A 24,167-nucleotide genomic window follows, 5' to 3' on the forward strand; every position below is an offset into this window, starting at 1 on the left:
TACTACGGGGACCCCAGGCCGTGTACGGCTGCCTGGACCTGGTCCGGTTGCGTCGTGAGGGTTTCGCGGAGAGTGAGCGGGCCCACTGCGGCCAGTGCGGAGTTGAATCCGTCAGGTTCGCCGCTCGCCTCCAGCAGGGCCGGGGCCAGGTGCTGACGGATCTCGCCGTCCGGCAGCGGACTCCGTAGTGACGCGTCCAGCAGCCAGTCCAGCTGTTGTTCTGCGGGGGTGGAGGAGGTGCTCGCGGCGGTTTCGTCGATCACTGCTGTGCCTTTCCTGCAAGGGGTGTCGAGTCGGGGTGGTCAGCGTTTGAAGCTGGAGAGGAGCCGGGCGATCGCCGGTTGGCGCGGTGCCAGCCAGTCGGCGATGTCGGTGACCACGGCTGCGTCGACGTGCTGGGGCTTGTCGTAGTCCGCGGGCGTGGACGGGCCTGAGCCGGGGAAGAACAGGTGGTCGTCGGCGTCGTAGACGCGGATGGTGACGTCCGTACGGTGGGCGAGGCCTGCCTGCCAGCCCGCGAGGTCGTCGGCGACGGTCACCTGGTAGTCGCGGCCGCCCTGCAGGATGAGCATCGGCTTGTCCAGCGCGGCTGCGGTCGCGACCGGGTCGTAGCCGCGCAGGTCGAGCCAGTACGCCCCGGAGTAGCCGAACGGCAGCTCCGCGGCGGGTGTCTCGGCCGACAGGTGTGGGCTGTCGACAAGTGCGGCCTGCCGCGTGATCGTCTCGACCGCGGCCTGCGCGCCAGGATCGAGCGAGGCGAGGTAGCGGACGACGCGGACGGCGGCCTGGTGCATGGGCTGGGTGTCACCAGCCAACAGCACCAGCCCGGCCACAGACGGCTCGGCGGCGGCGACTCTCGGGGCCACCTTGCCGCCCATGCTGTGGCCTGCGACATGCACCCGCGCGGCATCGACGGCAGGGTGGCGCTGGAGCAGGTGGATGGCCGCGACGGCGTGCGGGACGTACTCGTCGCTCATGGTGAAGTCCGGGATTGCCGCCACCTGGCCGGCGTGGGTGTGAGTGACGCCCGACGACCACCGGCGCGCCTTCGCCACCTCGATGGCCGTCCTGGTCACTGAATTCAACGCCTACCTCGACCGCGAGGATGTCGACCCGGTGGCGGACCTCATCGGCTACCGGCAGCACGCCGTCTGGCTCACCCGCGGCGAGTTGGAAGAGATGATCAGCGAGTTCCGTCGCGTGATCCTGCCCCTGTTGACCAACCAGCCAAGGCCGGACCGCACACAGCACCTGCTCAGCCCGATCTTTTTCCCGGTCGAACAGCCACCCACCGACTCCGAATCGGGCCCAGATCGTCCTGGCCCATGTACGTGATAACAGTTTTAATTATCACGTACATGAGCGATCATGGCGGCCCGGCGAACAGGAGAACCCCTCGCCGCGGCCGCCGACGCCTTCCTGGCCACCCCGCGCACGGCCAACCCCAACACCCACCGCGCCTACGCCTCGGCCATCGACCGCGTCATCGCGCTGCTCGGCCGTGGCCGGCCGCTCGCCGAGGTCGCCGATGCTGAGATCGGCACCGCGCTCGCCGACCTGTGGGGAGCGAGCGCGCCGGCGACCTGGAACCGCAACCGCGCCGCCGTCGCCTCCTGGCTCGCCTGGTGCCAGGCCAAGAAGCACTGGGCCGCTCCGTCGGTCCCGGCCGACGCCGAACGCCGCAGGGAAACCACCGACGAAACCCGCGCCGTGGCCAAGACCACGATCCACCGGCTGCTGTCGCGCCGCGACATCCCGCTGCGGGAGAAAACGCTGTGGCGGATGCTCTACGAGACCGCCGCCCGGGCCGCCGAGATCCTGGCGCTGAACGTGGAGGACCTCGACCTGGAGCACCGGCGCGCCCCCGTCCGGTCCAAGGGCGGCGCCACCGAGTGGGTGTACTGGGACACCGGCACCGCCCATCTCCTGCCCCGCCTACTCCGGCTCCCGGACGGCACGTCTCGCACCCGTGGCCCGCTGTTCCTGTCCGAACGGCGCCCGGTCCCGGCCCGTCGCCCGGCCGCCGGCGACATCTGCCCGCACACCGGCCGCGCCCGCTTGGGCTACGACCGCGCCCGTGTCCTCCTCGAAAAGTACGCCGGGCTCGACCTCCACCAGCTACGCCACAGCGCCGCCACCCACCTCGGCGACGCCGAAGTCCCGCTGCAGCTCATCATGGGCAAGACCCGCCACAAGAACCCCCGAACCGCCATGCGCTACGTCAAACCCGGTGCTGAAGCCATCGCCAAGGTCACCGAGGTTCTGGCACCCCGCCGCCGTACCCACTGATCAACCCCAGTGGCGGCTCGCCGCAGCTATAGGAGCTCCGGGCCGTTTCGGCCGCAAAGCAAGAGGACTGACTTGCGCTAACGCAATCGCGTGTACCTGGTGGCAGCAGCCTCACCGACAGCCCGTGATCCAGCGGGCGGCGAGGAGTCCAGAGGCGGCGGTGAGGACGGCGGCGGCGATGACGGTGGCGTTGAGGCCGAGGGCGTCGGCGAGGATGCCGGCGACGAGGGCGCCGGCGGCGTAGCCGATGTCGCGCCAGAACCGGTACGTCCCCAGGGCGTTGGCCCGCCACGCGGGGTGGGCGTGGTCGGAGATGGACGCGATGAGGGCCGGGTAGACCATGGCGGTGCCCAGGCCGAGGAAGACCGCGGACAGGATGCCGGCGAGCAGGGGCCGCTCCAGTAGGGCGAGGGCGAGGAGGAAGCCGACGGCCTGGACGAGCATGCCGTAGACGATGAGGGGTTTGCGGCCGATGCGGTCGGCAAGGTGGCCGGTGGGGATCTGCCCGAGGCCCCACAGGATGGGATAGAGGCCCTTGATGAGGCCGACGGCGGCAAGGCCCAAGCCGTGGTCGGTGAAGAGCAGGGGGAAGACGCCCCAGGTGAGGCCGTCGTTGAGGTTGTTGATCAGCCCGGCCTGGCTGGCGCCGCGCAAGGAGCGGTTGTGCCAGGAGGTGCGGGTGAAGGTGGCCTTCAGGCCGGTGTCCTCGTCGGTGGGCAGGGGCTTGGTGTGGTTGGCCAGTTCGAGGGCGACGTGGGCGGCGGTGTCGCGGACGACCAGGGCCAGGGCGAGGCCCGCGACGACGAAGACGACGCCGATGAGCTCGGGGACGGGGCGCAGGCCGTAAGCGGTGGCGAGGTAGCCGGTGAGCAGGGCGGTGACGCCGACGGCGGTGTAGCCGGCGGCCTCGTTCAGGCCCGTGGCAAGTCCCCGTCGGGAGGGGCCGACGAGGTCGATCTTCATGTTGACGGTCATCGACCAGGTCAGGCCCTGGTTGAGGCCGAGCAGGACATTGGCGGCGACGATCCAGCCCCAGGACGGCGCGTAGGCGAGGGCGAAGGGGACGGGGATGCCGAGCAGCCAGCCGGCCACCAGGAGCTGCTTGCGGCGGAAGCGGGCGGTGAGCGCGCCGGCGGCGAGGTTGGTGAACGCCTTGGTGAGGCCGAAGGCGATGATGAAGGAGAAGACGGCCAGGTCGCTGGTCAGGCCGAAGGTTTCGGAGCCGATGAGCGGCACGGTGGTGCGTTCCAGGCCGACCAAGCCGCCGACGCAGATGTTGACGATGACCAGCAGGGTGAACTGCAGCCAGTTCTCCCGCAGGCCGAGCCGTACGGGCCGCCCGGCGGCGTCGGTCGGAGTGGTGGCGGTGGGCGTGGTGTTCACGGGCGGGTGTCCTCCGTGCCCTCGACGAGTCGCTGGCCGTGGGCGGCGGTGTAGTCGGCGGGTCCGCCGGCGAGGACGGCGATGTCGGTGTGGCCGGCGCGTTCCAGGAGGCTGGCGGCAGTCATGGCGCGCTCGCCGTGCCCGCAGGCGACGACCGGGCCGTTCGGGGCGTCGGCGGCGGACTCGTTCATGGCGCCGAGCTCGATGTTCACCGCGCCGGGGACGTGACCGGCGGCGAACTCGGCTTCCTGCCGGACATCGACGTAGGGGCGGCCGGCGGCGCGGTCGGCGGCGAGGAAGGCGGTGGTGGCCTGGGGGTTGCCGTCGGCGAGCCACGCGTTCATGCCGCCTGCGAGGCGGCCGGCGAGACGCTCGTAGCCGATCTTGTACGCCTGCGAGACGATCTCGCCGCCGTCGGCCATTCGGTGCGCTCGGGGCCGAGGAGGTCGGTGCGGGCGGCGGAGTTCACGATCAGCGACCCGCCGGTGAACACCCCGAGCTCCCTGGCGCCGTCCAGCAGCAGGAAGGACAGGTGCTCGTCCGTGTGGCCGGGGGTGGCAAGCGCCCGCAGCGTCAGCCCGCCCAGGTCAACCTCGTCGCCGTCCACCAGGCCGTGGTGGTCGAAGGTGCGCCGTCCGGCGGCGGACGCCAGGATCGTGGACCCGGAGTCGTGGCCGAGCTGGACGGCGCCGGAGAGGAAGTCGGCGTGCAGATGCGTGTCCGCGGCGAACGCGACGCGCGGCCCGCGTCGCTCGGCAGCCTCCCGCAGCGCGCGCAGGTCACGACTGGCGTCCATGGCCAGGGCGCGGCCGTCGCCGAGGTCGAGCAGGTAGGCGCTGTTGCCCAGCCCTTCGTCGATCAGCGGGATGAGGTGATCGTCCGCGAAGCCCACGGCGTCCTCCAAGATCTCGGGAACAGGAGCGTGTGGTCACACCCACCAGGCTCAACTACAATAATCCATGGATTTATGGAGGATGCCATGTCGGAGAACACGAAGAGCGCGACGAAGGCCCGGCTGTATGACGCGTTCGCGGCCAGCGGCAAGGCGCTGGCCAGCGGAAAGCGCCTAGAGCTGCTGGATCTGCTGGCCCAGGGCGAGCGCACCGTCGACGCGCTGGCGAAGGCGGCCGGGCTGAACCTGACCACCGCGTCCGCGCATCTGCAGACCCTCAAGCAGGCCGGTTTCGTCGCGACCCGCCGCGAAGGCGTGCACATCCACTACCGGCTGGCCGGTGACGACGTGGCCCAGCTGTTCGCGCTGCTGCGCAAGGTCGCCGAAGCCCATCAGGCCGCCGTGCCCCCGGCTCGGGACGCCTACCTAGGCGAGGACACCGCCGCCGAGGTCAGCCGTGAGGAACTGCGGGTCCGGATCCCCTCCGGGGACGTCGTCGTGCTCGACGTGCGGCCGGTCGAGGAGTACCAGGCCGGACACATCCCCGGCGCCCTCTCCATCCCGGTCGACGAGCTCGCCGACCGGATCAACGAGCTGCCCGAGGACATGGAGATCGTCGTCTACTGCCGCGGCGAGTACTGCGTCCTGGCCTACGACGCCGTCCGGCTGCTGACCGACCGCGGCCGCCGCGCGATCCGCCTCAACGACGGCATGCTGGAGTGGCGCCTGTCGGAGCTGCCCGTCGACGCCTCGGACCTGACGTGACGGGCCCGGGCGGCGACCTCCCGCCGCATCCGGGACTGGCCGGCGGGCCGGTCTACCTGGACTACAACGCCACCACTCCGGTCGACCCGCGCGTCACCGAGGCGATGCTGCCGTACCTGACGGACTTCTTCGGCAACCCCTCCAGCAGCCACCCCTTCTCCCAGGAGCCGCGGCGGGCGCTCGCCGCGGCCCGCGCCCAGGTCGCCGGTCTGATCGCCGCCCGACCCAGCGAGATCGTGTTCACCGGTTCCGGCTCCGAGGCCGATCTGCTCGCCCTGCGGGGCGCGGTCCTGACCTCCGGCCGCCCGCACCCGCATGTGATCACCCAGGCCACCGAGCATCCGGCCGTCCTGGAGAGCTGCCGGGCCCTTGAGCGGCTGCACGGCGCGCGGGTGACCGTGCTGCCGGTCGGCAGTGACGGACTCGTCGAGCCCGCCGCCCTGGCCGCTGCCTTCACCAAGGACACGGTGCTGGTGTCGGTGATGGCGGCGAACAACGAGACCGGCGCCCTGCAGCCGGTCGCTGAACTTGCTGCCCTCGCTCACGACCGCGGGGCGCTGTTCCACTGCGACGCCGCCCAGGCCGTAGGCAAGATTCCCCTCGATGTCGGCGAGCTGGGCGTGGACTTGCTGACGGTCGTGGGGCACAAGATGTACGCGCCCAAGGGCGCGGCCGCCCTCTTCGTACGCGACGGGGTACGGCTGGAGCCGGTCGCCTACGGCGGCGGGCAGGAGCGCGGCTTGCGCGCGGGCACGGAGAACGTCGCCCTGGCCGTCGCGCTCGGCACCGCCGCACAGATCGCGGACGTCGAGCTCGCCGACGGCGCCCCGGCCCGCACCGCGGCCCTGCGCGACGACCTCCACCAACGACTGACGGCCGCCCTGCCCAGCCGCGTGTACCTCAACGGCCCGAGGAAGAACCGCCTGCCGAACACCCTGAACGTCAGCATCGACGGTGTCCTCGGGCACGAGCTCCTCGCCGCCGTTAGCCAGATCGCGGCCTCGACCGGCTCGGCCTGCCACAGCGGCACACACGCCCCCTCCCCCGTGCTGACCGCCATGGGCCTCGACCGGGACCGCGCGCTCGGCGCGCTGCGGCTGTCCTTGGGCCGCTGGACCACGGCCGAGGACATCGAGACGGCGATAGCGGCCCTCACCAAGGCGGCTGCCCGCCTGTCCGTCGGCCTCGAAGACGCCGACGACCTGATCGCCGACCTCGCCCAAGCACTCGACACCGACTGACACCCCCGTCCACCGGCCCGCAGCGCTGTCCATGCAGCGCCTGGCCGGTGCAACGGCCGCACCCTCCTGCCAAGACCGGCCAGTCCCTCCCCGCCGATCCCGCACCGCTCACCGCCGCTCCGGAAAAGAGACATGCCCAGCACCGCCCCCACCAGCACGACGGCCTCCATACCCGACCCCGCCCAGGCCCAGGCCCAGATCCTGCGCGTCCTGGTCGCCTCCCAAATCCTCAGCGGCGCAGGGCTCGCCGCCGGCGTCACCGTTGGTGCCCTCCTCGCCCAGGACATGCTCGGCACCACCAGCCTCGCCGGACTGCCCAGCGCCCTGTTCACCGCCGGCTCCGCCCTCGCCGCCGTCGCCGTCGGCCGCATCTCCCAAGCCCGCGGCCGACGCCCCGGCCTCGCCACCGGCTACCTCACCGGCGCCATCGGCTCGGCCGGCGTCATCATCGCCGCCGTCCTGGACAACCCAGTCCTGCTGTTCCTCGCCCTGTTCGTCTACGGCGCCGGCACCGCCACCAACCTCCAGGCTCGCTACGCCGGAGCCGACCTCGCCGCCCCCGGCCACCGTGCCCGCGCGGTCTCCACCGTCCTGGTCGCCACCACCCTCGGCGGCGTCGCCGGCCCCAACCTCGCCGCCCCCACCGGCACCTTCGCCGAACACCTCGGCATCCCCAACCTCGCCGGACCCTTCATCCTCTCCGGCGCCGCCTACGCCCTGGCCGCACTCGTCCTCGCCCTCTGGCTGCGACCCGACCCGCTGCTCCTGGCCCGCACCGTCGCCCAGGCCAAGGAAGCCGACGCCGCGACCAACCCGGACGCCGCCGATGCCATCGACACGAGCGAGGGCCGCGGAGGCGTGGTCCTCGGCGCCCTGGTCATGGTCCTCACCCAGCTCGTCATGGTCGCGATCATGACCATGACGCCGGTCCACATGCACGACCACGGCCACGGCACCGCCGCCTCCGGCCTCGTCATCGCCATCCACATCGGCGCCATGTACCTGCCCTCACCCCTGACCGGCTGGCTCGTCGACCGCTACGGCCGCATGAAGATCGCCGCCGCCTCCGGCATCACCCTGCTGGCCTCCGGCATCCTCGCGGCCGCCGCGCCCGGCGACTCCGTCGCGCTCCTCGCGCTCGCCCTGGCCCTGCTGGGACTGGGCTGGAACTTCGGCCTCGTCTCGGGCACCGCGATCATCACCGACACCGTGCCGCTGGCCACCCGCGCCAAGACGCAGGGCCTGGTCGACGTCGCCATCGCCATCGCCGGCGCCACCGGCGGCATGGCCTCCGGCATCATGGTCGCGGCCACCAGCTACCCCGCCCTCGCCCTCACCGGCGGCGCTCTCTCCCTCGCCCTGCTGCCTGCCGTCGCCGCCACCGCCTACCGCCGATGAACCCCACGAACCACGAAACCCCCGCGCCCGGCATCACCGTCGACGGCACCGGCCTGCTCTGCGTCACCCTCCTGCTGCGCCTGCGCAAGGAGATCGACGGCGCGGAGCCGGGCACCGCTGTGCTCACTCGTCCTCGTCCTGCTCGGCCGCAGCCGGGTCGCGCAGCGGGCGCAGCCCGCCACCGGAGGGGACAGTAGTGCGGAAGCTGTAGCGGCCCAGACAGTTGAGGTTGGCGTGCTTGAGCGGGGAGAGCCGGGCGACGTCCTGGTCCAGGACCTCGTGCTCCCGCTCCTCGGCAGGCAGGGCACGGGAACAGACAAAAGTGCCCAGCCCGGGCGAACCTTGCCACGTCCGGACTTACCTTGCGGAGTCCGCTCCCACTCTGGGCCGATGAGTTGTGGGAGGCCGGGTGGTCTAACTCCTCAGGACAACGTTCAGGAGGTCTCAATGGGTGCTGTGGTGCTGTACAAGAGCATGTCGCTGGACGGCTTCGTCGCCGGTCCGGACATCGGTGCGGAGCATCCCATGGGTAAGGGCGGCATGCGACTGCACGAGTGGATGTTCACCGACCAGCCCGACCCGCGCGACAAGGAGGTCCTCGCTACGATGTCCGCTTCAGTCGGCGCGGTCGTGGTCGGCAGGCGCACGTTCGACGTCGGCCTGCCACACTGGCAGGACACCCCTTATCCTGCACCGACCTTCGTGCTCACCCACCAGACCCGCGACGAACTCGTCATGAAGAGCGCGACGTTCACCTTCATCACCGACGGCATCGAGGCTGCCCTGAAGGCCGCCCAGGACGCGGCCGGCGACAAGGACGTGATCGTGATGGGTGCCCAGACAGGACGGCAGTTCCTGCGCGGCGGGCTGCTGGATGAGCTGCTGATCAACCTGGTGCCGGTCGTGCTGGGCTCTGGAAGCCGGCTGTTGGAAGACCTGGGCCACATCGAGTTGATGCGCACGCAGGTGATCGCCTCCGACGCGGTCACGCACCTGCGGTTCCGGGTGGTGAAGTAACGGCCTACGGCACGGAATGTGCGGGGAGCGGACACTCGGCCGACGGCCCGTCCCCCGTAGACGATCCGCGCCGGCAGTGAGGCCGCCTATCCCTACGGCAAGGTCAGTGCGAATGAACCTGCGAATGAGCCTCTTCGAGAGAAGATCCTGCCAGGAACGCCGCGGCCCCGCTGGCGAAGTTGGAGCACTCGAAGATGTCCTTGTGCGGGCAGGCCAGGCCGTGGGCGATGGCGGTGCGTGCCACCTGCGCCTGGGCAATCCGTTGATCCAGCTCGGCGAGCTTGCGCTGGCACATCTCCCGCCAACCGTCGCCGGCCGGCGAACGAGACGCGATGAACGCCTTGACCTCCCGCAACGTGAAACCGACATCTCGCAGCAACAAGACCACACCGACCAGCCCAACCGCCGATGGCGGATAACGCCGCTGGCCTGAGACCCGGGCCGGCGCCGGTAGCAGGCCGAGCTCCTCCCAGTAGCGCAGAGCGGAGGTGGCGACACCGGTGCGGCTCGCCAGCTCGCCGATCGTCAACTGCTCACTCATTTGACTTCAAGCATACTTGAAGCCGTTGACTGGCGATCATGCAGACATCAGGTACGCCTCTCAAGCAACGCGCGCTCAGATACTTGGTGAGCCAGGCGCACCACCCCCGGGGCATCGTCGGGTGGGCGAACGGCTGGATGTTCGCTCATCGCCTCTCCAACCGGAAGCGCAACATCTGGGCGGTGTCGTTGCTGGACGTGCAGCCAACCGACCGGGTGCTCGAGATCGGCTTCGGTCCCGGTATCGCCATCGCCGAGTTCGCCGGCCGCGCCACCCGGGGCCACGTCTTCGGCATCGACCACTCGCAGGCCATGGTCCGGCAGGCCGCCCGTCGCAACGCCGCCGCCGTCCGCGCCCACCGCGTGCACCTCACGCACGCCTCCGTGGAGCAGTTGCCGAGCTTCGGCGATCCGCTCGATGCCATCCTCGCCGTCAACTCCGTGGGGTTCTGGCCCGACCCGGTGGAGCGGCTTGGCGAGCTGCGCCGCCTGCTCCGCCCCGCAGGACGCATCGCGCTCGTCAGCCAGCCCCGCTGCCCCGGTGCCACCCGGGAGACCACGGCCCGAGCCGCCCAAGAGCTTCAGGACCTGCTCACCCAGGCCGGCTTCACCCATCTCCGGGTCGAGACCCTCGAACTCGACCCGCCCGTTGCCTGTGTGCTTGCCAACAATTCGACCGGCATGCAGTCTGAACCGCCCCGGCTTTGATGGAGACCTCAGCGGTTGATTGCAAGGGCTTCGTTGGGCTGGTGCTGAGCGTAGTAGCAGGTCGGTCGGGGTCGATGAGGGCGGGCGGCGGGGTGCCGGGCCGCCACGGCTGGCCGGGCCTGCGGTCGGCGGGGGTCTGGACGCGTAACCGCTTGGCCAGCCGGGGGACCTTGGTGAAGCGGCCCGTGTGGTACGTGCTGGCGACGGCGCCGGATCGTGACCGGCAGGGCGATCCGGGCGCGACGTCGCATCGTGGACAGAGGTGGCGTTCGGCTTCATCGGCGTCACGGGTGACGTCGTCGGCGCGATCGGAATCGGCGGCGGATACGGCGCTTTCGCGGGGGCGGGGGGCGTCGACTATGCCCCGAATCCTCTCATAAACATTTCTCAGAACCATCTCGTTCGAGAGCTTGAGTGAGAACGGGTTGTGAGAAGGATTAGACGGCTGCGGTTGCCCCGTGAGGCATGTTTATGATCTTCTCTCGAAATCGCCCGTTTGTGAGAGCTGTTTGCGTCACCCGATCAACCCGCGCGCCTCCTCATGATCTCGCGGGGGTGCTGATCGGGCAGCCGATTCCAATCGATATGGCTGTCATTCGGCAGGGCAGGTGGTACCCGGCTTGGGCAGCCTCAGGTCGGTCAGGTACGTGGTGGCGTGCTGGATAGGGCACTTCTTGCCCGACAGGTACATGACGTGGCCGGGCCCGTCGTAGCCGACGGTCACTGATCCCGGGATCATCCTGGTGAAGCTCGCGGTCCATGCGTAGTCGCCCCACGTGCTGCCGACTCCCAGGAACGGCGGCAGAGCGCGAGTTTGCAGCGGGCGGGCCGGGTTGGCGACCTGCAGCGGCCAACCCGTGCATCCGAGCGCGTCGAATGACGCTCCCCCGAAGTTCGGCGAGATTTTCTCCGCCTGACGGCGGAACCTCTGCAGCTGCGCGTAGCTGCTGTAGCCACGGTCATCTGCGCACGTCATCGCCAGCGCTCCGGGCGCGGCCCAGATCTGCGCGTTGCCGAGAGCGAAATCGGCGAAACCGGACCCGTCCCCGCCCCGGGCCTTGTCGACCGCCTCGGCGAAGCCCAGCCACCGCGAGTTGTTCGGTCCGGGGTCGCTGATGAAGCCGAAGCTCCTCAGATGCCATCCGGTCAGCTTGCCCTTGCCGAATTTGGACGACGTGACCGGGATCGGCCTGCGATCGGCGTCTCGAATGAGCTTGCGCCAGACCGCCCCGGCGTCCTGTCCGTGCAACGCGCAGGCGGGGGTGTCCGCACACCAGGTGGTGAATCTGGTGAATACCCGTTCCAGGACGGGCAGAGTCCGCAGCGTCTGGTCGGGCCAGCCGTCGACCTGGTTGATCGTCCCGTCGAGGTACATGGCTCGGATGTGCTGCGGGAAGAGCCGGGCATAGGCGGCGGCGGGCACCCCTCCGTAGGAGTTGGCCATGAAGCTCAGCCGTTCCTCGCCCAGGGCCTCGCGAACCGCGTCCATGTCTCTGGCCACCGACAGGGAGTCCATGTGGGCGAACAGGCCGGTCTTGTCCGCGTTCTGGCAGGCTTTGAGGGCCTTGGTCATCGCCGCGGCCAATGCCTTGTGCTGCTTCTGGCCCTGTGGCTCGAACAGTGACGTTCCAGGCTGCATGCAGGATGGGGGCATCTGATCACGCCACACGCTGTTGCGCGGTTTGTAGGCGACGAGGTCGAACCCGCGCCGCAGGTCGGTGAGGTCGCTCGCGGCTCGCTTGAGGTCGTCGATCCCGTTGGCCCCGGGACCGCCGGGGATGCCCAGTACGCTGCCGATCCGGCGCGCAGGCTCGGTGGCGGGCAGCCGGGCCAGGTCCAGTTTGATCTTCGGCCCGTCCGGCTTGGCCCAGTCCACGGGTACCTCGATCGCAGCGCACTGCATGCCCGCCGGTATGCCCTGGCCGGCGCAGTCCCGCCAGGTCGGCTGCGCATCCCGAGCGGCGGCGGCCCCCGGGGTCATTCCTGCCAGCGCCGCCACCGTCACACCGATGACCAGCCCTCTGGTCCTGCCGCGCCTGCGCCGCTGCTTGGTTGTCGTCATGGTGATCACTCTGGTGGCACCGACCGGATGGCCACCACCGGGACGTCCTCCGTGTTGGTTTCGGGATGTCCCCCACGGGCTGTCCGGCTGTTCTCGCGCGAGCGTGTCCGTCAGGCTGGACGGCGTGCGGCGTCTGGCGAGGAGGAGCGTGGACAGGCAAGCAGAGAGGTGGCGTGTGCTGATCACTACTCCGGTGCGGGAGCGGTCGCAGCGTGAGCTCGCTTACGCGCTGATGTTGCCGTTCATGGTGGGAGCCGGCCTGGTCCATCTCGTTCTCGTGCTGTTGAGCGTCATCCTGACGGCGAATCTCGTCGGAGTGCCGATGCTGGCCCTGAGCGTGATGGCGGCCAGAGGGCTCGGCACGGCCAATCGACGGCTGGCACGAGCGTGGGCCGGGGTGCGGGTGCCCGATCCCGGCCCGTTCTGCGCCGGGCCGGGCCTGCTGAACCGGCTCGGCGCGGCGCTCGGTGACGTGACGGGATGGCGCGCCGTCATCCATAGCCTGCTCCGGCTGCCAGCGGCCGCGGTCGCCTGCGCGGCCGCCGCCCTGTTGTGGGGAGGCGGCCTGCTCCTGCTCGGCTGCCCCCTGTGGGGACAGTCCTCCGCCCTGGCGCACCTGTCTCCCGACGGAAGGCCGGTTGCGGCCCTGGTGAGCGCCGCCGGACTGGCGCTGCTACTCCTCGCCCCGTGGGGCGTCCACCTCGCCCTGGCCCCCGAGCGCATGCTCGCCCGAACGCTGCTCGGGCCCGCGCCGGGCGACACCCGGATCCGCCAGCTGGAGCAGGCACGGGCGCTGGCCGCAGAGGACGCAGTCGCCAGGCTCCGCCGGATCGAGCGAGACCTGCACGACGGGACGGCGGCACGGCTGGTGACGCTGGCCATGAGCCTGGGCATGGCCCAGGACGAGCTCGAGCAGGCCGACCAGCCCGAACGGCTCCAGCGCGCCCGCGTCCTCGTCGACAGCGCGCACCGCAGCGCCAAGGAGACCGTGGCCGAGCTGCGTGACCTGATCCGCGGCATCCACCCGCCGGCGCTCGACCAAGGGCTGGAGGTCGCCCTGGCCACGCTCACCGCACGGAGCCCGATCCCCGCCCGGTTCGAAGCCGACCTGCCCGAGCGACCGGCTCCGGCCATCGAGGCCATCGCCTACTTCTGCACGACGGAACTGCTCGCCAACGTGGTCAAGCACAGCGGCGCCAGGCACGCCGCCATCGAGGTACGGGTGCGTGATGGCCTGCTGAGCCTGCGGGTACGCGACGACGGCACCGGCGGCGCGGCGATCGGCGCCGGATCCGGATTACGCGGACTGGCCGCCCGGGTCCAGACGTTGGACGGCATGATCGACATTCACAGCCCGGCCGGAGGACCTACGGTGATCACAGTCGAACTTCCCCTGCACATTTGAACGGAGCAGTGCATGCGCATCGTGATCGCCGAGGACGCCGTGATGCTCCGGGAGGGCCTGTGCATGCTGCTCACCTCCCGCGACCACGAAGTGGTGGCCGCCGTGGGAGATGGCGACGCGCTCCTGGCGGCCGTGGCGGAACACGGTCCCGACATCGCCGTGGTCGACGTACGCATGCCGCCCTCCCACACCGACGAGGGCCTGCGAGCCGCGATCCAGATTCGCCGTGATCACCCAGAGGTGGGCGTGCTGGTGTTCTCCCAGTACATCGAGACCCGATACGCGACCCAGTTGCTCGCCGGCGGCGCCCATGGCGTGGGATACCTGCTGAAAGAGCGCGTCGCAGATGTCAAGGAGTTCCTGGCCGCGCTCGACCAGATCGCGGTCGGGCAGACCGTCCTCGATCCCGAGGTCGTCACCCAGATCATGGGCGCCAGCCGCCGCGCGGAGACCCTGGGCACGCTCACCCCGAGGGAACGCGAGGTGCTGGCCATGATGGCGGAGGGGCGTTCCAACAACGCCATCGCCGCCGCGCTGTTCCTGTCGTACGGCTCGGTGGAGAAGCACGTGACGCAGATCTTCACCAAGCTCGGCCTGTCTCCGTCGGACAACGACCACCGCCGGGTACTTGCCGTCCTGCACTACCTGCAGGCCTGACCATCCCCATCCGCGCGGGAGCGCGGATGGGGATTTCAGCGTCAAAAGGCGTCCTACGGCGCCGAGGTAGGCCAGGTAGAAGGTGCCTGAGTAGTTAGCGTCGGAGCGCTCGATCGCCAGTGCGGCCGACTGGCCCTGCCAGGACCAAAAGTGGTTGATCAGGTGGATGGGCTGACCGTTCTCTTTGCGCGTGATGATGGATGGCGAGCGTCTGCTCGGGGTAATGCACCGCGCAGCAGGAGCAGACGGACATGACGAGGTCGTCTTCGGCCGCAGCTTGCACCTGCCGCCCGGCCTGACCGCAGACGACGACTTTCTCAGGAGCCGGGCACGGCCGGTGACGCGGCGGCCAACCCGGCCCTGCCCGTAGCCACGATGATCGAAATCGCCGACGAGGCGAGCTGAGCGGTGGTCAGCGGTCCTCGACGTCGGCGGCGAAGCGGTCCCAGGCGGCCTGGCGGGAGATGCCCAGGGCCTGACCGATCCTGGCCCAGGTCACCCCGCGGTCGCGCAGGATGCGGACCCAGGCCCGCAGGTCACGCTCGGCCTGCTCGATGGTGAGCGCGTGACGCGGCAGTGAGGCGAGCAGGTCATCGTCCGACATGCCCGGAAGCCACTCGGCCTCCGGATCGGGCCCGCGGTGCGCCCGCTGGGGCTCGCTCCCCTGCGGCGGGTCGGAGAGCAGCCGGTGGGCCAGCTCGATGCAGGCGTCGCAGATGTAGACACCCGGTCCCGCCACGACCCTCTTGGCCTCCGCGTGGGACATGCCGCAGAACGAACATCTGGTGGCGACCTCCTCCACCGGCGTCACCCGGCGACGGCCCTTGCTTCGCGTCATCACCGCGTCAGCCTGCCCTTGACACCGCGCCGCGTCAAGGACAGGCTGACGGATCTGGAGACGTCAAGGACGGGCTGACAAGCCCGAGACGAGAGGAGACACACCCATGAATCTCGAACGATGCCCGGACGGACAGGCCATCGAGGTCGCCCGCGGCCTGGCCACGGGCTACACCGAGGAGGAGTACCTGCTGCGCGGTACGGCCGCCTCGTACGCCGACGAATTGGCCTCGTACGTGACCCGGATCCTGGTACGCAGGCCCGAACACTTCAGCGGCACCGTGGTGGTGGAGTGGTTCAACGTCTCGTCGTTCATGGATGCCGGCGTGGAATGGCAGTACATCCACAGCGAGCTGTTACGGAGTGGCATGGTCTGGGTCGGGGTGTCGGCCCAGTGCCTGGGGGTCACCGGCAGCGTGCATCCCGTGGACGGGCCGGCCCCGGGCGGGCTCAAGGCGTCGAACCCCGAACGGTACGGGATGCTCGACCACCCCGGCGACGACTTCTCGTACGACATCTTCTCCCAGGCCGGGATGGCCATCCGCGAGCTGTTCCCCGGCGCGCGGCTCATCGCGGCCGGGATGTCGCTGGGTGCCTACATGCTGACCACCTACATCAACGAGGTCGACCCGATCGCCCAGGTGTATGACGGGTTCCTGCCGCACTGCCGCATCGGCATCGCCCCGGCCCTCGTGCCGTCGCGGCGGCCGGCGACGTCAGGTCTCGATGGGACGCCGGTGCCCTTCCGCGCCGACCCGCGGGTGCCGGTGCTCGCCCTGGTGACGGAGACCGATGTGATCACGGCCGGGTACGCGGGGGCCAGGCGGCCCGACGGGTCGAACCTGCGCGTGTGGGAGCTCGCCGGGGCCTCGCACGCCGACACCTACCTCAACACCACCGGCCGCCTCGATCTCACCCACGCCACCCCCGCGGAGCTGGCCGCCGCGCTAGCCCCGACCACCCGCGTGATCGGCATGGACCTGCAGCACCTGGCCAACTCCGGCCCCCAGCACCACTACGTCGCCAAGGCCGCGATCCGACGGCTCGACCAGTGGGTGCGCGAGGACGTTCCGCCGCCGCAGGCTCCCCCGCTGGCCACCGTGCCCGGCCCCGCGCTGGAGCGGGACGACCACGGCAACGCGCTCGGCGGGGTCCGCACGCCCTGGATGGAGGTGCCCGCCGCCGTACTGACCGGGGTCAGCCCGGACGACGGCGTCTTGGGCAGGCTCTTCGGCCTGACCGTCCCGTTCTCCCCCGCCATCCTGGACAGCCTGTACGGCGACGGCTACCTGCCCGCCTTCGAGGCCGCCACCGACGACGCCGTCGCCAAGGGGTTCCTCCTCGCGGACGACGCGCCCGAGATCAAGGCCCTGGCCGCCGCGTCCATGCAGGCCAGGGTGCCCTGAGTCCGGCTCAGCCGAAGAACGCGCGGCGGCAGCAGCACAGCGCCTCACGTACGGCCTGGCTGAGCAGGCCCTTCCAGACCAGTGCGAGCAGGGCGGGCGCCTCGACGTCGTCGATCACCAGGGCGGTGAGATCGTCCTCCTGCAGGAATGGGGGCCTTCTGCCTTCGGGATGGCGGCCGGGTCAGTGGTGTCGGCGGCCGGGGTCGTGCTCGGCGAGCGCGGCCCGTCGGCCAGCGGGATGCGGGCGTACTGCGCCTGGGTGCCGAAGGCGCCGATCGGCTCGGCGTGCACGCAACGGGACTGGTAGCCGGCCCGGCAGATCTCGCAGGTGTTGTCGGAGGCGAAGAACGACCCGACGACGAACTGTCCCGGCCTGATCGTGGCAGCGCCGGAAGCAGACGTGGGCGTTGGTTCATCCCCATCAGTCAACGCCGCCCGGCGCGGGCGCGGGAGTCTCTGCTGATGGGTGTACCGGCAGGGCACCCCAGACCCGCCAGACCCCATCTACGCTGGGCTTATGGACAATCGCCGCGAAGTCCGCGAGTTTCTCACCTCGCGCCGGGCCAAGGTCACGCCCAAGCAGGCGGGCATCCCCGCCGGCCTCAACCGGCGCGTGCCCGGCCTGCGGCGGACCGAAGTCGCCATCCTGGCGGGGGTGAGCGTGGAGTACTACGCCAAGCTCGAACGCGGCGCGATCGCCGGCGCCTCCGCCTCGGTCCTGGAGGCGGTCGCACGAGCGCTACAGCTCGACGACACCGAGCGCGCCCACCTGTTCGACCTGGCCCGCGCCGCCGACGGCATCCCCGCCTCCGGCCGGACGCGCCGCCGCGCCACCCGGCACAGCGCCTCCCGGCCGAGCCTGCACTGGGCGCTGGAGGCCATCACCGACGCCGTCGCCTTCGTCCGCAACCCGCGCCAGGACCTGCTGGCCGCCAACACGCTCGGCCGCCGGTTCTACTCACCCGTGATCGGCGGCGGCGGTCGCACCGCGAACCTGGCCCGCTTCCAGTTCCTCGACCCCGCCTCGCGTGACTTCTATCCTGACTGGGAACTGTTCGCCAACATGTGCGTCGCGATCATGCGCGCGGAAGCCGGCCGCGACCCGCACGATCGCGCCCTGCAGGACCTGGTCGGCGAGCTCTCTACCCGGAGCGAAACCTTCCGCACGCTCTGGGCGGCGCATGACGTGCGCACCCACGGGACAGGGACGAAGCGGTTCATCCACCCCGAGGTGGGCGAACTCGTCCTAGCCTACGAAGAGCTCGCCATCACCGCCGAACCCGGCCTGGTCCTCATCATCTACACCGCCGAGCCAGGGTCGCCCTCCGCCGAGCGCCTGCGTCTGCTGGCCTCCCTGGCCGTCGAGCAGACGACGGAGGCCGACGACGAGGCGGCCGCCGGCTCCGCGCGATCCCGCTAGCCCTGCCAGCGGCACCTGGCCCAAGGTCCGCCCGCCGTCGCGGCTTGGGCGGACGGCAGCGCAAGGAGCGGCTACTTCGCGGGGAGGCCGACCGCGTTGGCCGCGTCGGCCTCGAAGTATTCCGTCGTGGCAAAGGCGCCGACGTGATCCTCGAAGAAGCTCCTGACGCCGTCGATCGAGTCATGAATGATGACGTTCACCGCCTTGGTCCCGTCGGTGCTCGCCACCGCCAGCGTCCACTTGGCACCCTTGGGAAGCTGGCCGTACGCCCTCTTCAGGGAATCCCAGAAACCGTCGTTGTCGGAAATCGCGGAAACAGCCATGACGTGCATCGTGGCACCCTCCTCATTGACTCTCGGATTTACTCGGCAATTGGTGTGAAGATACTGTGCGGCGCCATTCTTGAAGTCGTAGATTGCGACGGTCTGAGGGTCCTCGAGCGGATCGTCCGATGGCATCAAGAAGTGGGTCTCGCTGATCGGGAGCAGTTCGTAGTCGAGCTGTTCTGGTTTATTGAGGAGTTGCGCCTCCATGGGGTTCAGGGTGAATTTGAGGTGGAGCTTCCCGTGTTCGGCCGCCACTTCGTAGCGGGTGCCGGGGCGCCCGTAGGAGCCTTCGTACCTGGACAGGTCGAGGGCCAGGGTCGGGTCGGGCTCCGGTAGGTCGGGGATCGTGACCGCGCCGAGGTCGGCCAGGATTTCGTTGAACACTTTCCGGTAGAAGCTGTCGCGCGGCCCGGCGTTTGCCAGCATCGAGACGGCGATGTTCGATTCCGGCAGGATCCGCAGGCGGGCGCTCTGGCTGACTGCGCTGCCGTCGTGGGCGTAGATGGTTTGGCCGTGCCAATCGCACACGATGAGGCCGAGTGCCCATTCCGGCCCGAACATGTACGGGTCAGGTATGGGGACCCGCGACTCCGTCATCTCGCGGATGATGCCGGGTGAGACGATTCTGGTCCCGTTCGGCGCCTTTCCTTCGTTGAGGAAGACGTACGCCATCGTGAGCAATTCCCGGGCTGTCGTGTTGACGTTGCCTCCGGGGCCGAAGGAGCGCGGCAGGTGACCCAGCGGTGAGAGGATGGGCCCCTCTTCGAGGGATCGGATCAGGTATCCGGTCGCGGCCCGATCCTGGTCCACGTGCTCACGCCGACTGCTCGTCGAGGTCAGCCCCAAGGGGTCGAACAGGCGATCCTTCATGATGTCGTCCCACCGCTTGCCGTCGATCACCTCCATGATGCGGGCGAGGATCGCGTAGCCCAGGGCCGCGCTGTAGCCGTGAGTGTGGCCCAAGGGGTGGACTTGCCGTGCGCCGGCGATGTTCTCCACCATGCGCTCGTACACGTCGTCGTCCTCGCCCGGATCTCCGTAGTCCTCCTCGATGCCGTTGGTGTGGTTGAGGAGATGGCGGGGTGCGACCTTGGCTCTGACGTCGGGGTCGGCGACCCGGAAACCAGGGAGGTAGGTCCGCACCGGCTCGTCCAGGGCGACTTTCCCCTCGTCGACGAGCTGCATGAAGGCGAGGGCGGTCCATGTCTTGGATACGGAGCCGCACTGGTAGATGGTGTCGGTCCTCGCGGGCTCCCGCGTGGAGATGTTCTTGACGCCGACGGCGAAGTCGGTGATCTCTCCGTCGCGGAGGACGCCGATCGCGGCGCTCGGGATCCGGTATTCCGCGAGCACCTCGGAGACGCGAGCTCGAATCCGGTTCACATCCAACGCTCTTGTCATAAGGGGTTCCTCATCTCGCTCAAGCCTTTCCAAGCGGGAAAAGGCTACGTTGCGTTTCAAGTCTCGTCAACGACAAATCTCAATGAGTGCTTGATTTCCTGGTCTTTCGCGTCAATCGTTGCAACAGCATTGTTGATAAATGCAATCCATATCGACCAGCCGTTGCAATGTACTGTTGGTGAACGCACCCGTGGACCGAACCGACAGGAGGGCGAGCCGATGCCCGGAGGCAGGCTGACCCACGAGGATCGCCAGCAGATCGCGAGCTGGCTGGTCGAAGGGCTGGGATACGCCGAGATCGCCCGGCGGCTGGGCAGGCCCACGTCCACGATCAGCCGCGAAGTGGCCCGCAACAGCGCGCCCGGCGGCTACCTGGCCGACCGCGCCCAGCAGGCCGCCGGGCAGCGCGCCCGCCGCCGCAGACCGTTTCAGGCCACGGAGCCACCGGCCGACGGGCGGCCGGCCGAGTCCGTGCGCGGTTTCGTGGAGCAGTTCGCGACGCTGCTGGCCGGGACCGGCCTTCCCCGGATGCCCGCTCGCGTGTTCGTCTGTCTGCTCACCTCCGACTCCGGGAGCCTGACGTCCGCCGAGCTCGTACGCCAGCTACAGGTCAGCCCGGCGTCGGTGTCCAAGGCCATCGGCTACCTCAAGGCGATCGAGCTGGTCAGGCGCACACAGGATTCCGGCCGCCGCGAGCGGTACGTCATCGACGACGACGTCTGGCTCCGGGCGTTCAAAGCCGACACCGGGGCACACGCCGAGGTCGCGGCGGCCGCGCGGCACGGGATCGAGATCTTCGGCTCCGGCACGCCCGCCGGCACCCGGCTGGGCCAGATGGCTCAGTTCTTCGCCTGGATCAGCGAGCAGATGAACGACAGCGGCCTCACCGACGCCGTCGTGGGCGACGCGCTGACGGTAGTGGCCGCGCTGGTGTACGCCCCTCGGTCACTCACCGTGGACGACCTCGCTACGGCGCTGGACTGGCCCGTCCAGCGGGCGGTCGACGCCCTGGACGCGATCAGCCGTCGTCCGATCCTCTCCGACCCGCTCGCCGTGGAGCGGCTCGGGCGCGGCGAGTACGCCATCACCCCGAGGCCGGACCGCCTGAGCTCCGCACAACGCGACGCACTGATCGCCAGTCCGCGCTCGACTCGAGGGACTCGGAAATGACGAAGCCGGGTGGACGTCGCAACCGCGATCCCTCCAGCCACATCCGCGCGCCTGCCGGGCAGCGTCGCAGTTCCGAGATTGACGCGATCCCGGAACCACACTCCCAGGTGTGACTTCCGAGATTGCGCACCGCGCGGGTTCACAAGGTCTCGGATCCGCTTCCGAGATCACGAAGGGCCGTCCGGATGCCCCGACCCGGCTCCCGCCCGCCTACGACGCTGTCCTGGGCGAGCACGCCGCCGCGCTGGAGCGCGCGCCGCTTCTTCTTAACGTACAGCGCACCGAGGGGCTTGCGGCAAGACCCGGATCTTGCAGCAGAATCGTCGGCCGAGGCCAGTACCTGCCGAATGAGGGTTCGACGTGCGTGTGTCGTTGTCGATGTATGGGGGACGCGGTGGCGTCGAACCGCGGGTGGGACTGGTGGTGTGGTCGGGGGCGCTCGAGGCGCGGGTGCGGTGCGCGGGGCCGCCCGGGGCGGAGCGGCCGGCCGACTCGTCAAAGGGAAGGCAACGAGGGATGGGGACGCGCCCAACAAGAGGTTCGACAGAGCGTGAGGCGCCGGTGATTCGATCGGCCGGTGCAGTGCGATGGAGGACGGCAGCCTCGGAGGTGTCGCAATGATCGAGCCGCATGTGTTGGATCTTCAAGAGGTTGACGAGATGCAGGTCGCGGTCGTTGGCGGCAAGGGCGCGCACCTGGGGGAGTTGTCGCGGATCGAAGGCATCCGGGTGCCGGCTGGCTTTTGCGTGACGACGTACGCCTTCCGGCGGATCATGGCGGAAGCGCCGTCGATCGACGATCGGCTCGATCAGCTGTCGCGCCTGAACCCGGATGACCGGGAGGTGATCCGCAGGCTCAGCGCGGAGATCCGCCAAACCATCGAAGGGATCGCCATCCCTGACGATCTCGCGGCGGCGATCACCCGCGCGCTCGCGCAGCTCGGCGAGCACGCCGCCTATGCCGTGCGATCCAGCGCTACGGCAGAGGACCTGCCGACGGCATCCTTCGCCGGCCAGCAGGACACCTACCTGAACGTCGTGGGTCCGGCGGCGATCCTCCAGCACGTCGGCCGGTGCTGGGCGTCGCTGTTCACCGAGCGGGCCGTGACCTACCGCCTGCGGAACGGCTTCGACCACCGGAAGGTCCGCATGGCCGTGGTCGTGCAGCAGATGCTCTTCCCGCATGCGGCCGGCATCGTGTTCACGGCCGACCCCGTCACGGGCAACCGGAAGGTCGCCACCGTGGACGCCGGCTTCGGCCTCGGCGAGGCCCTGGTCTCCGGCCTGGTGAACCCGGACGTCTACAAGGTGCGAGACGGCGAGGTCGTCACCAAGGCGGTCGCCGCCAAGAAGCGTGCCATCCACGCTTCGCCGGCTGGCGGGACGCAGATACTGCCGATCGACCCGCAGCGGCAGGAGCTGCCGGCGCTGACGGATGCGCAGGTCGTGCGGCTCGTGCAGCTCGGCCGGCGGATCGAAGCGCACTTCGGCCGCCCGCAGGACATCGAATGGTGCCTGCTGGATGATGGCTTCCAGTTCGTTCAGAGCCGGCCGATCACCACGCTGTTCCCCATCCCCGAGACCGGCGGCCAGGAGAATCACGTCTACCTCTCGGTCGGTCACGGGCAGATGATGACCGACCCCATGAAGCCGCTGGGCGTTTCTGTGTGGCAGCTGACGGCCGTGGCGCCGATGCACGAGGCCGGCGGGCGGCTGTTCGTCGACGTCACCCGGCGCCTGGCCTCGCCCGCGAGCCGCGCCGGCCTCCTGGAGATGGCGGGGAGGTCCGATCCGCTGATCAGGGACGCGCTGGAGACGGTCCTCGACCGCGGCGACTTCGTCCCGTCGCTCCCGGACGGGGGTCCCGGCGGGCCGCCGGTCGGCGGCGCGTCCGCCCCGATCGAGACCGATCCGGCTATCGTCACCGGGCTGATCGAGCGCAGCCAGGCGTCCATCGCCGCCCTGCGGCGCGACATCCGGACGAAGACCGGGCCGGCGCTGTTCGACTTCCTGCTGGAGGCCTTCCAGGAGCACAAGCGGGTCCTCAGTGATCCGCTGAGCATGCAGGCGATCATGGCGGGGATGGAGGCCACGTGGTGGCTCAACGACAAGCTGCGGGAGTGGCTGGGCGAGAAGAACGCGGCCGACACGCTCACGCTGTCCGCCCCCGACAACGTCACGTCGGAGATGGGGCTGGCGCTGCTCGATGTCGCGGACGTGATCCGTCCGCATCCGCAGGTGGTGGCGTTTCTGCAGGACGTCGAGGACGAGGGCTTCCTGGACGAGCTGCCGAAGCTCGCGGGCGGGACCGAAGCGCGCGACGCCATCGAGGCCTACCTCGACCGGTATGGCATGCGCTGCGTCGGCGAGATCGACATCACGAGGCCGCGTTGGCGCGAGCGGCCCACCACGCTCGTGCCCGTGATCCTCGACAACATCAAGCTCTTCGAGCCGGGTGCCGCAAAGCGGCGCTTCGAGCAAGGGCGGCAGGAGGCGCAGAGGAAGGAACAGGACGTGCTGTCACGCTTGCGGGCCCTGCCGGACGGGGAGCAGAAGGCCGATGAGACCAAGCGGATGATCGACCGGGTCCGGACCTTCATCGGGTACCGGGAGTACCCGAAGTACGGCATCGTCAGCCGCTACTTCGTCTACAAGCAGGCCTTGCTGGACGAGGCCGAGCGCCTCGTGCAGGCCAACGTGCTTCCTGAGAAAAAGGACATCTTCTACCTTACGTTCCAGGAGCTCCACGACGTCGTGCGCACCAACCAGGTGGATGACCAGCTCATCCAGCAGCGCAAGGACGCGTTCCGGTCGTACCGGGCGCTCACGCCACCGCGGGTGCTCACGTCGGATGGCGAGGCCATCGCCGGGGCGTACCGGCGCGACGACGTGCCGGCTGGTGCCCTGATCGGCTTGCCGGTCTCCGCCGGGACCATCGAGGGGAGGGCCCGCGTCATCCTTGACATGGCGGAGGCAGATCTTGAGGCGGGCGACATCCTGGTCACGGCTTACACAGACCCCAGCTGGTCGCCCCTGTTCGTCGCGATCACGGGCCTGGTGACGGAGGTGGGCGGCCTGATGACCCACGGCGCAGTGATCGCCCGGGAATACGGCTTGCCGGCCGTCGTGGGCGTGCAGCAGGCCACCCGGCTGATCCGGGACGGGCAGCGGATCCGCGTGCACGGAACCGACGGATACGTCGAGATCCTGCCTTGACCGACCACACCGAGAAGGCCCAACCGAAGCTTCCG

24 protein-coding genes and 1 pseudogene are annotated in these 24,167 nt (G+C 69.8%); 15 read left to right on the forward strand and 10 right to left on the reverse strand.

Annotation, left to right across the window (positions count from 1 at the left end; translation table 11 throughout):
- Positions 1-2 precede the first annotated feature (2 nt).
- Both AB0C16_RS30900 and AB0C16_RS30905 read right to left on the reverse strand, forming a co-directional pair.
- Positions 3-263: a hypothetical protein gene (locus AB0C16_RS30900; RefSeq protein WP_357687981.1), complete on the reverse strand. Its 261-nt coding sequence runs from the start codon at positions 261-263 to the stop codon at positions 3-5.
- 39 nt (positions 264-302) lie between these two features.
- Positions 303-1,001: an alpha/beta hydrolase gene (locus AB0C16_RS30905; protein ID WP_357687982.1), complete on the reverse strand. Its 699-nt coding sequence runs from the start codon at positions 999-1,001 to the stop codon at positions 303-305.
- A gap of 19 nt (positions 1,002-1,020) precedes the next feature.
- On the opposite strand from AB0C16_RS30905, the gene AB0C16_RS30910 reads away from it, so the two are divergent.
- Both AB0C16_RS30910 and AB0C16_RS30915 read left to right on the forward strand, forming a co-directional pair.
- Positions 1,021-1,335 carry a hypothetical protein gene (locus AB0C16_RS30910; RefSeq protein WP_357687983.1) on the forward strand — a complete coding sequence of 105 codons (315 nt, stop codon included), beginning with the start codon at positions 1,021-1,023 and terminating at the stop codon, positions 1,333-1,335.
- Between the two features lie 33 nt (positions 1,336-1,368).
- Complete coding sequence (locus AB0C16_RS30915) at positions 1,369-2,289, forward strand: site-specific integrase (RefSeq protein WP_357687985.1); 921 nt, start codon at positions 1,369-1,371, stop codon at positions 2,287-2,289.
- Between the two features lie 111 nt (positions 2,290-2,400).
- Here AB0C16_RS30915 and AB0C16_RS30920 read toward each other — a convergent pair whose 3' ends face one another.
- The 3 genes from AB0C16_RS30920 to AB0C16_RS30930 are packed head-to-tail and all read right to left on the reverse strand — an operon-like array spanning position 2,401 to position 4,564.
- Positions 2,401-3,672: an MFS transporter gene (locus tag AB0C16_RS30920; RefSeq protein WP_357687986.1), complete on the reverse strand. Its 1,272-nt coding sequence runs from the start codon at positions 3,670-3,672 to the stop codon at positions 2,401-2,403.
- Positions 3,669-4,016, reverse strand: a complete 348-nt coding sequence (locus AB0C16_RS30925; protein WP_357687988.1) for a rhodanese-like domain-containing protein — start codon at positions 4,014-4,016, stop codon at positions 3,669-3,671. Before AB0C16_RS30925 ends, AB0C16_RS30920 begins: the two co-directional genes overlap by 4 nt.
- The gene (locus AB0C16_RS30930; RefSeq protein ID WP_357687989.1) at positions 4,013-4,564 is read right to left on the reverse strand and encodes a hypothetical protein; all 552 of its coding nucleotides are present in this window, start codon (positions 4,562-4,564) and stop codon (positions 4,013-4,015) included. The genes AB0C16_RS30925 and AB0C16_RS30930 overlap by 4 nt, the downstream gene beginning before the upstream one ends.
- Positions 4,565-4,651: 87 nt before the next feature.
- Between AB0C16_RS30930 and AB0C16_RS30935 the strand changes: the two genes are divergently transcribed.
- The 5 genes from AB0C16_RS30935 to AB0C16_RS30955 all read left to right on the forward strand — a co-directional run bounded on the left by AB0C16_RS30935 (position 4,652) and on the right by AB0C16_RS30955 (position 8,985).
- Positions 4,652-5,329 (forward strand): metalloregulator ArsR/SmtB family transcription factor, encoded by a 678-nt coding sequence (locus AB0C16_RS30935; RefSeq protein WP_357687990.1) that lies wholly within the window; start codon positions 4,652-4,654, stop codon positions 5,327-5,329.
- The gene (locus AB0C16_RS30940; RefSeq protein ID WP_357687991.1) at positions 5,326-6,570 is read left to right on the forward strand and encodes an aminotransferase class V-fold PLP-dependent enzyme; all 1,245 of its coding nucleotides are present in this window, start codon (positions 5,326-5,328) and stop codon (positions 6,568-6,570) included. Before AB0C16_RS30935 ends, AB0C16_RS30940 begins: the two co-directional genes overlap by 4 nt.
- Positions 6,571-6,702: 132 nt before the next feature.
- Entirely contained in the window at positions 6,703-7,968 is a 1,266-nt protein-coding gene (locus AB0C16_RS30945) for an MFS transporter (protein ID WP_357687993.1), read from the forward strand.
- Complete coding sequence (locus tag AB0C16_RS30950) at positions 7,965-8,165, forward strand: hypothetical protein (protein WP_357687995.1); 201 nt, start codon at positions 7,965-7,967, stop codon at positions 8,163-8,165. The genes AB0C16_RS30945 and AB0C16_RS30950 overlap by 4 nt, the downstream gene beginning before the upstream one ends.
- A gap of 250 nt (positions 8,166-8,415) precedes the next feature.
- Positions 8,416-8,985, forward strand: a complete 570-nt coding sequence (locus AB0C16_RS30955) for a dihydrofolate reductase family protein (RefSeq protein ID WP_357687997.1) — start codon at positions 8,416-8,418, stop codon at positions 8,983-8,985.
- Positions 8,986-9,088: 103 nt separating this feature from the next.
- Here the strand turns inward: AB0C16_RS30955 and AB0C16_RS30960 are convergent, their stop codons facing one another.
- Positions 9,089-9,526 carry a MerR family transcriptional regulator gene (locus AB0C16_RS30960; protein ID WP_357687999.1) on the reverse strand — a complete coding sequence of 146 codons (438 nt, stop codon included), beginning with the start codon at positions 9,524-9,526 and terminating at the stop codon, positions 9,089-9,091.
- Positions 9,527-9,612: 86 nt separating this feature from the next.
- Between AB0C16_RS30960 and AB0C16_RS30965 the strand changes: the two genes are divergently transcribed.
- Both AB0C16_RS30965 and AB0C16_RS30970 read left to right on the forward strand, forming a co-directional pair.
- Positions 9,613-10,233, forward strand: coding sequence for a class I SAM-dependent methyltransferase (locus AB0C16_RS30965; protein WP_357688001.1), 621 nt, complete (start codon positions 9,613-9,615; stop codon positions 10,231-10,233).
- A 262-nt stretch (positions 10,234-10,495) separates the two neighbouring features.
- On the forward strand, positions 10,496-10,651 hold the full coding sequence (locus AB0C16_RS30970) for a hypothetical protein (protein WP_357688003.1): 156 nt from the start codon (positions 10,496-10,498) through the stop codon (positions 10,649-10,651).
- A 174-nt stretch (positions 10,652-10,825) separates the two neighbouring features.
- On the opposite strand, the gene AB0C16_RS30975 is transcribed toward AB0C16_RS30970, so the two are convergent.
- Positions 10,826-12,295, reverse strand: coding sequence for an alpha/beta fold hydrolase (locus AB0C16_RS30975; RefSeq protein WP_357688006.1), 1,470 nt, complete (start codon positions 12,293-12,295; stop codon positions 10,826-10,828).
- A gap of 148 nt (positions 12,296-12,443) precedes the next feature.
- On the opposite strand from AB0C16_RS30975, the gene AB0C16_RS30980 reads away from it, so the two are divergent.
- Both AB0C16_RS30980 and AB0C16_RS30985 read left to right on the forward strand, forming a co-directional pair.
- Positions 12,444-13,700 (forward strand): sensor domain-containing protein, encoded by a 1,257-nt coding sequence (locus AB0C16_RS30980; RefSeq protein WP_357688009.1) that lies wholly within the window; start codon positions 12,444-12,446, stop codon positions 13,698-13,700.
- 12 nt (positions 13,701-13,712) lie between these two features.
- A complete protein-coding gene (locus AB0C16_RS30985) occupies positions 13,713-14,357 on the forward strand; it encodes a response regulator transcription factor (protein ID WP_357688012.1) in 645 nt (214 codons plus the stop codon).
- Between the two features lie 412 nt (positions 14,358-14,769).
- Here the strand turns inward: AB0C16_RS30985 and AB0C16_RS30990 are convergent, their stop codons facing one another.
- Positions 14,770-15,195 (reverse strand): ClpX C4-type zinc finger protein, encoded by a 426-nt coding sequence (locus AB0C16_RS30990; protein WP_357688098.1) that lies wholly within the window; start codon positions 15,193-15,195, stop codon positions 14,770-14,772.
- Between the two features lie 106 nt (positions 15,196-15,301).
- Here AB0C16_RS30990 and AB0C16_RS30995 point away from each other — a divergent pair, with 106 nt between their 5' ends.
- Positions 15,302-16,600, forward strand: coding sequence for an alpha/beta hydrolase domain-containing protein (locus AB0C16_RS30995; protein WP_357688014.1), 1,299 nt, complete (start codon positions 15,302-15,304; stop codon positions 16,598-16,600).
- 222 nt (positions 16,601-16,822) lie between these two features.
- Here the strand turns inward: AB0C16_RS30995 and AB0C16_RS31000 are convergent.
- Positions 16,823-16,978: pseudogene (locus tag AB0C16_RS31000) on the reverse strand (alcohol dehydrogenase catalytic domain-containing protein); the annotation flags it as partial.
- Positions 16,979-17,117: 139 nt separating this feature from the next.
- Here AB0C16_RS31000 and AB0C16_RS31005 point away from each other — a divergent pair.
- Positions 17,118-18,020 (forward strand): helix-turn-helix transcriptional regulator, encoded by a 903-nt coding sequence (locus tag AB0C16_RS31005; RefSeq protein WP_357688016.1) that lies wholly within the window; start codon positions 17,118-17,120, stop codon positions 18,018-18,020.
- 71 nt (positions 18,021-18,091) lie between these two features.
- Here AB0C16_RS31005 and AB0C16_RS31010 read toward each other — a convergent pair whose 3' ends face one another.
- The gene (locus tag AB0C16_RS31010; protein ID WP_357688018.1) at positions 18,092-19,747 is read right to left on the reverse strand and encodes a serine hydrolase; all 1,656 of its coding nucleotides are present in this window, start codon (positions 19,745-19,747) and stop codon (positions 18,092-18,094) included.
- A 219-nt stretch (positions 19,748-19,966) separates the two neighbouring features.
- Here AB0C16_RS31010 and AB0C16_RS31015 point away from each other — a divergent pair, with 219 nt between their 5' ends.
- Both AB0C16_RS31015 and rph read left to right on the forward strand, forming a co-directional pair.
- Positions 19,967-20,917, forward strand: coding sequence for a helix-turn-helix domain-containing protein (locus AB0C16_RS31015; protein WP_357688020.1), 951 nt, complete (start codon positions 19,967-19,969; stop codon positions 20,915-20,917).
- A 617-nt stretch (positions 20,918-21,534) separates the two neighbouring features.
- Positions 21,535-24,132: a rifamycin-inactivating phosphotransferase gene (rph, locus tag AB0C16_RS31020; RefSeq protein WP_357688022.1), complete on the forward strand. Its 2,598-nt coding sequence runs from the start codon at positions 21,535-21,537 to the stop codon at positions 24,130-24,132.
- Positions 24,133-24,167 lie beyond the last annotated feature (35 nt).

It is taken from the genome of Nonomuraea sp. NPDC048916 (assembly GCF_040649575.1).
GTDB lineage: Bacteria > Actinomycetota > Actinomycetes > Streptosporangiales > Streptosporangiaceae > Nonomuraea.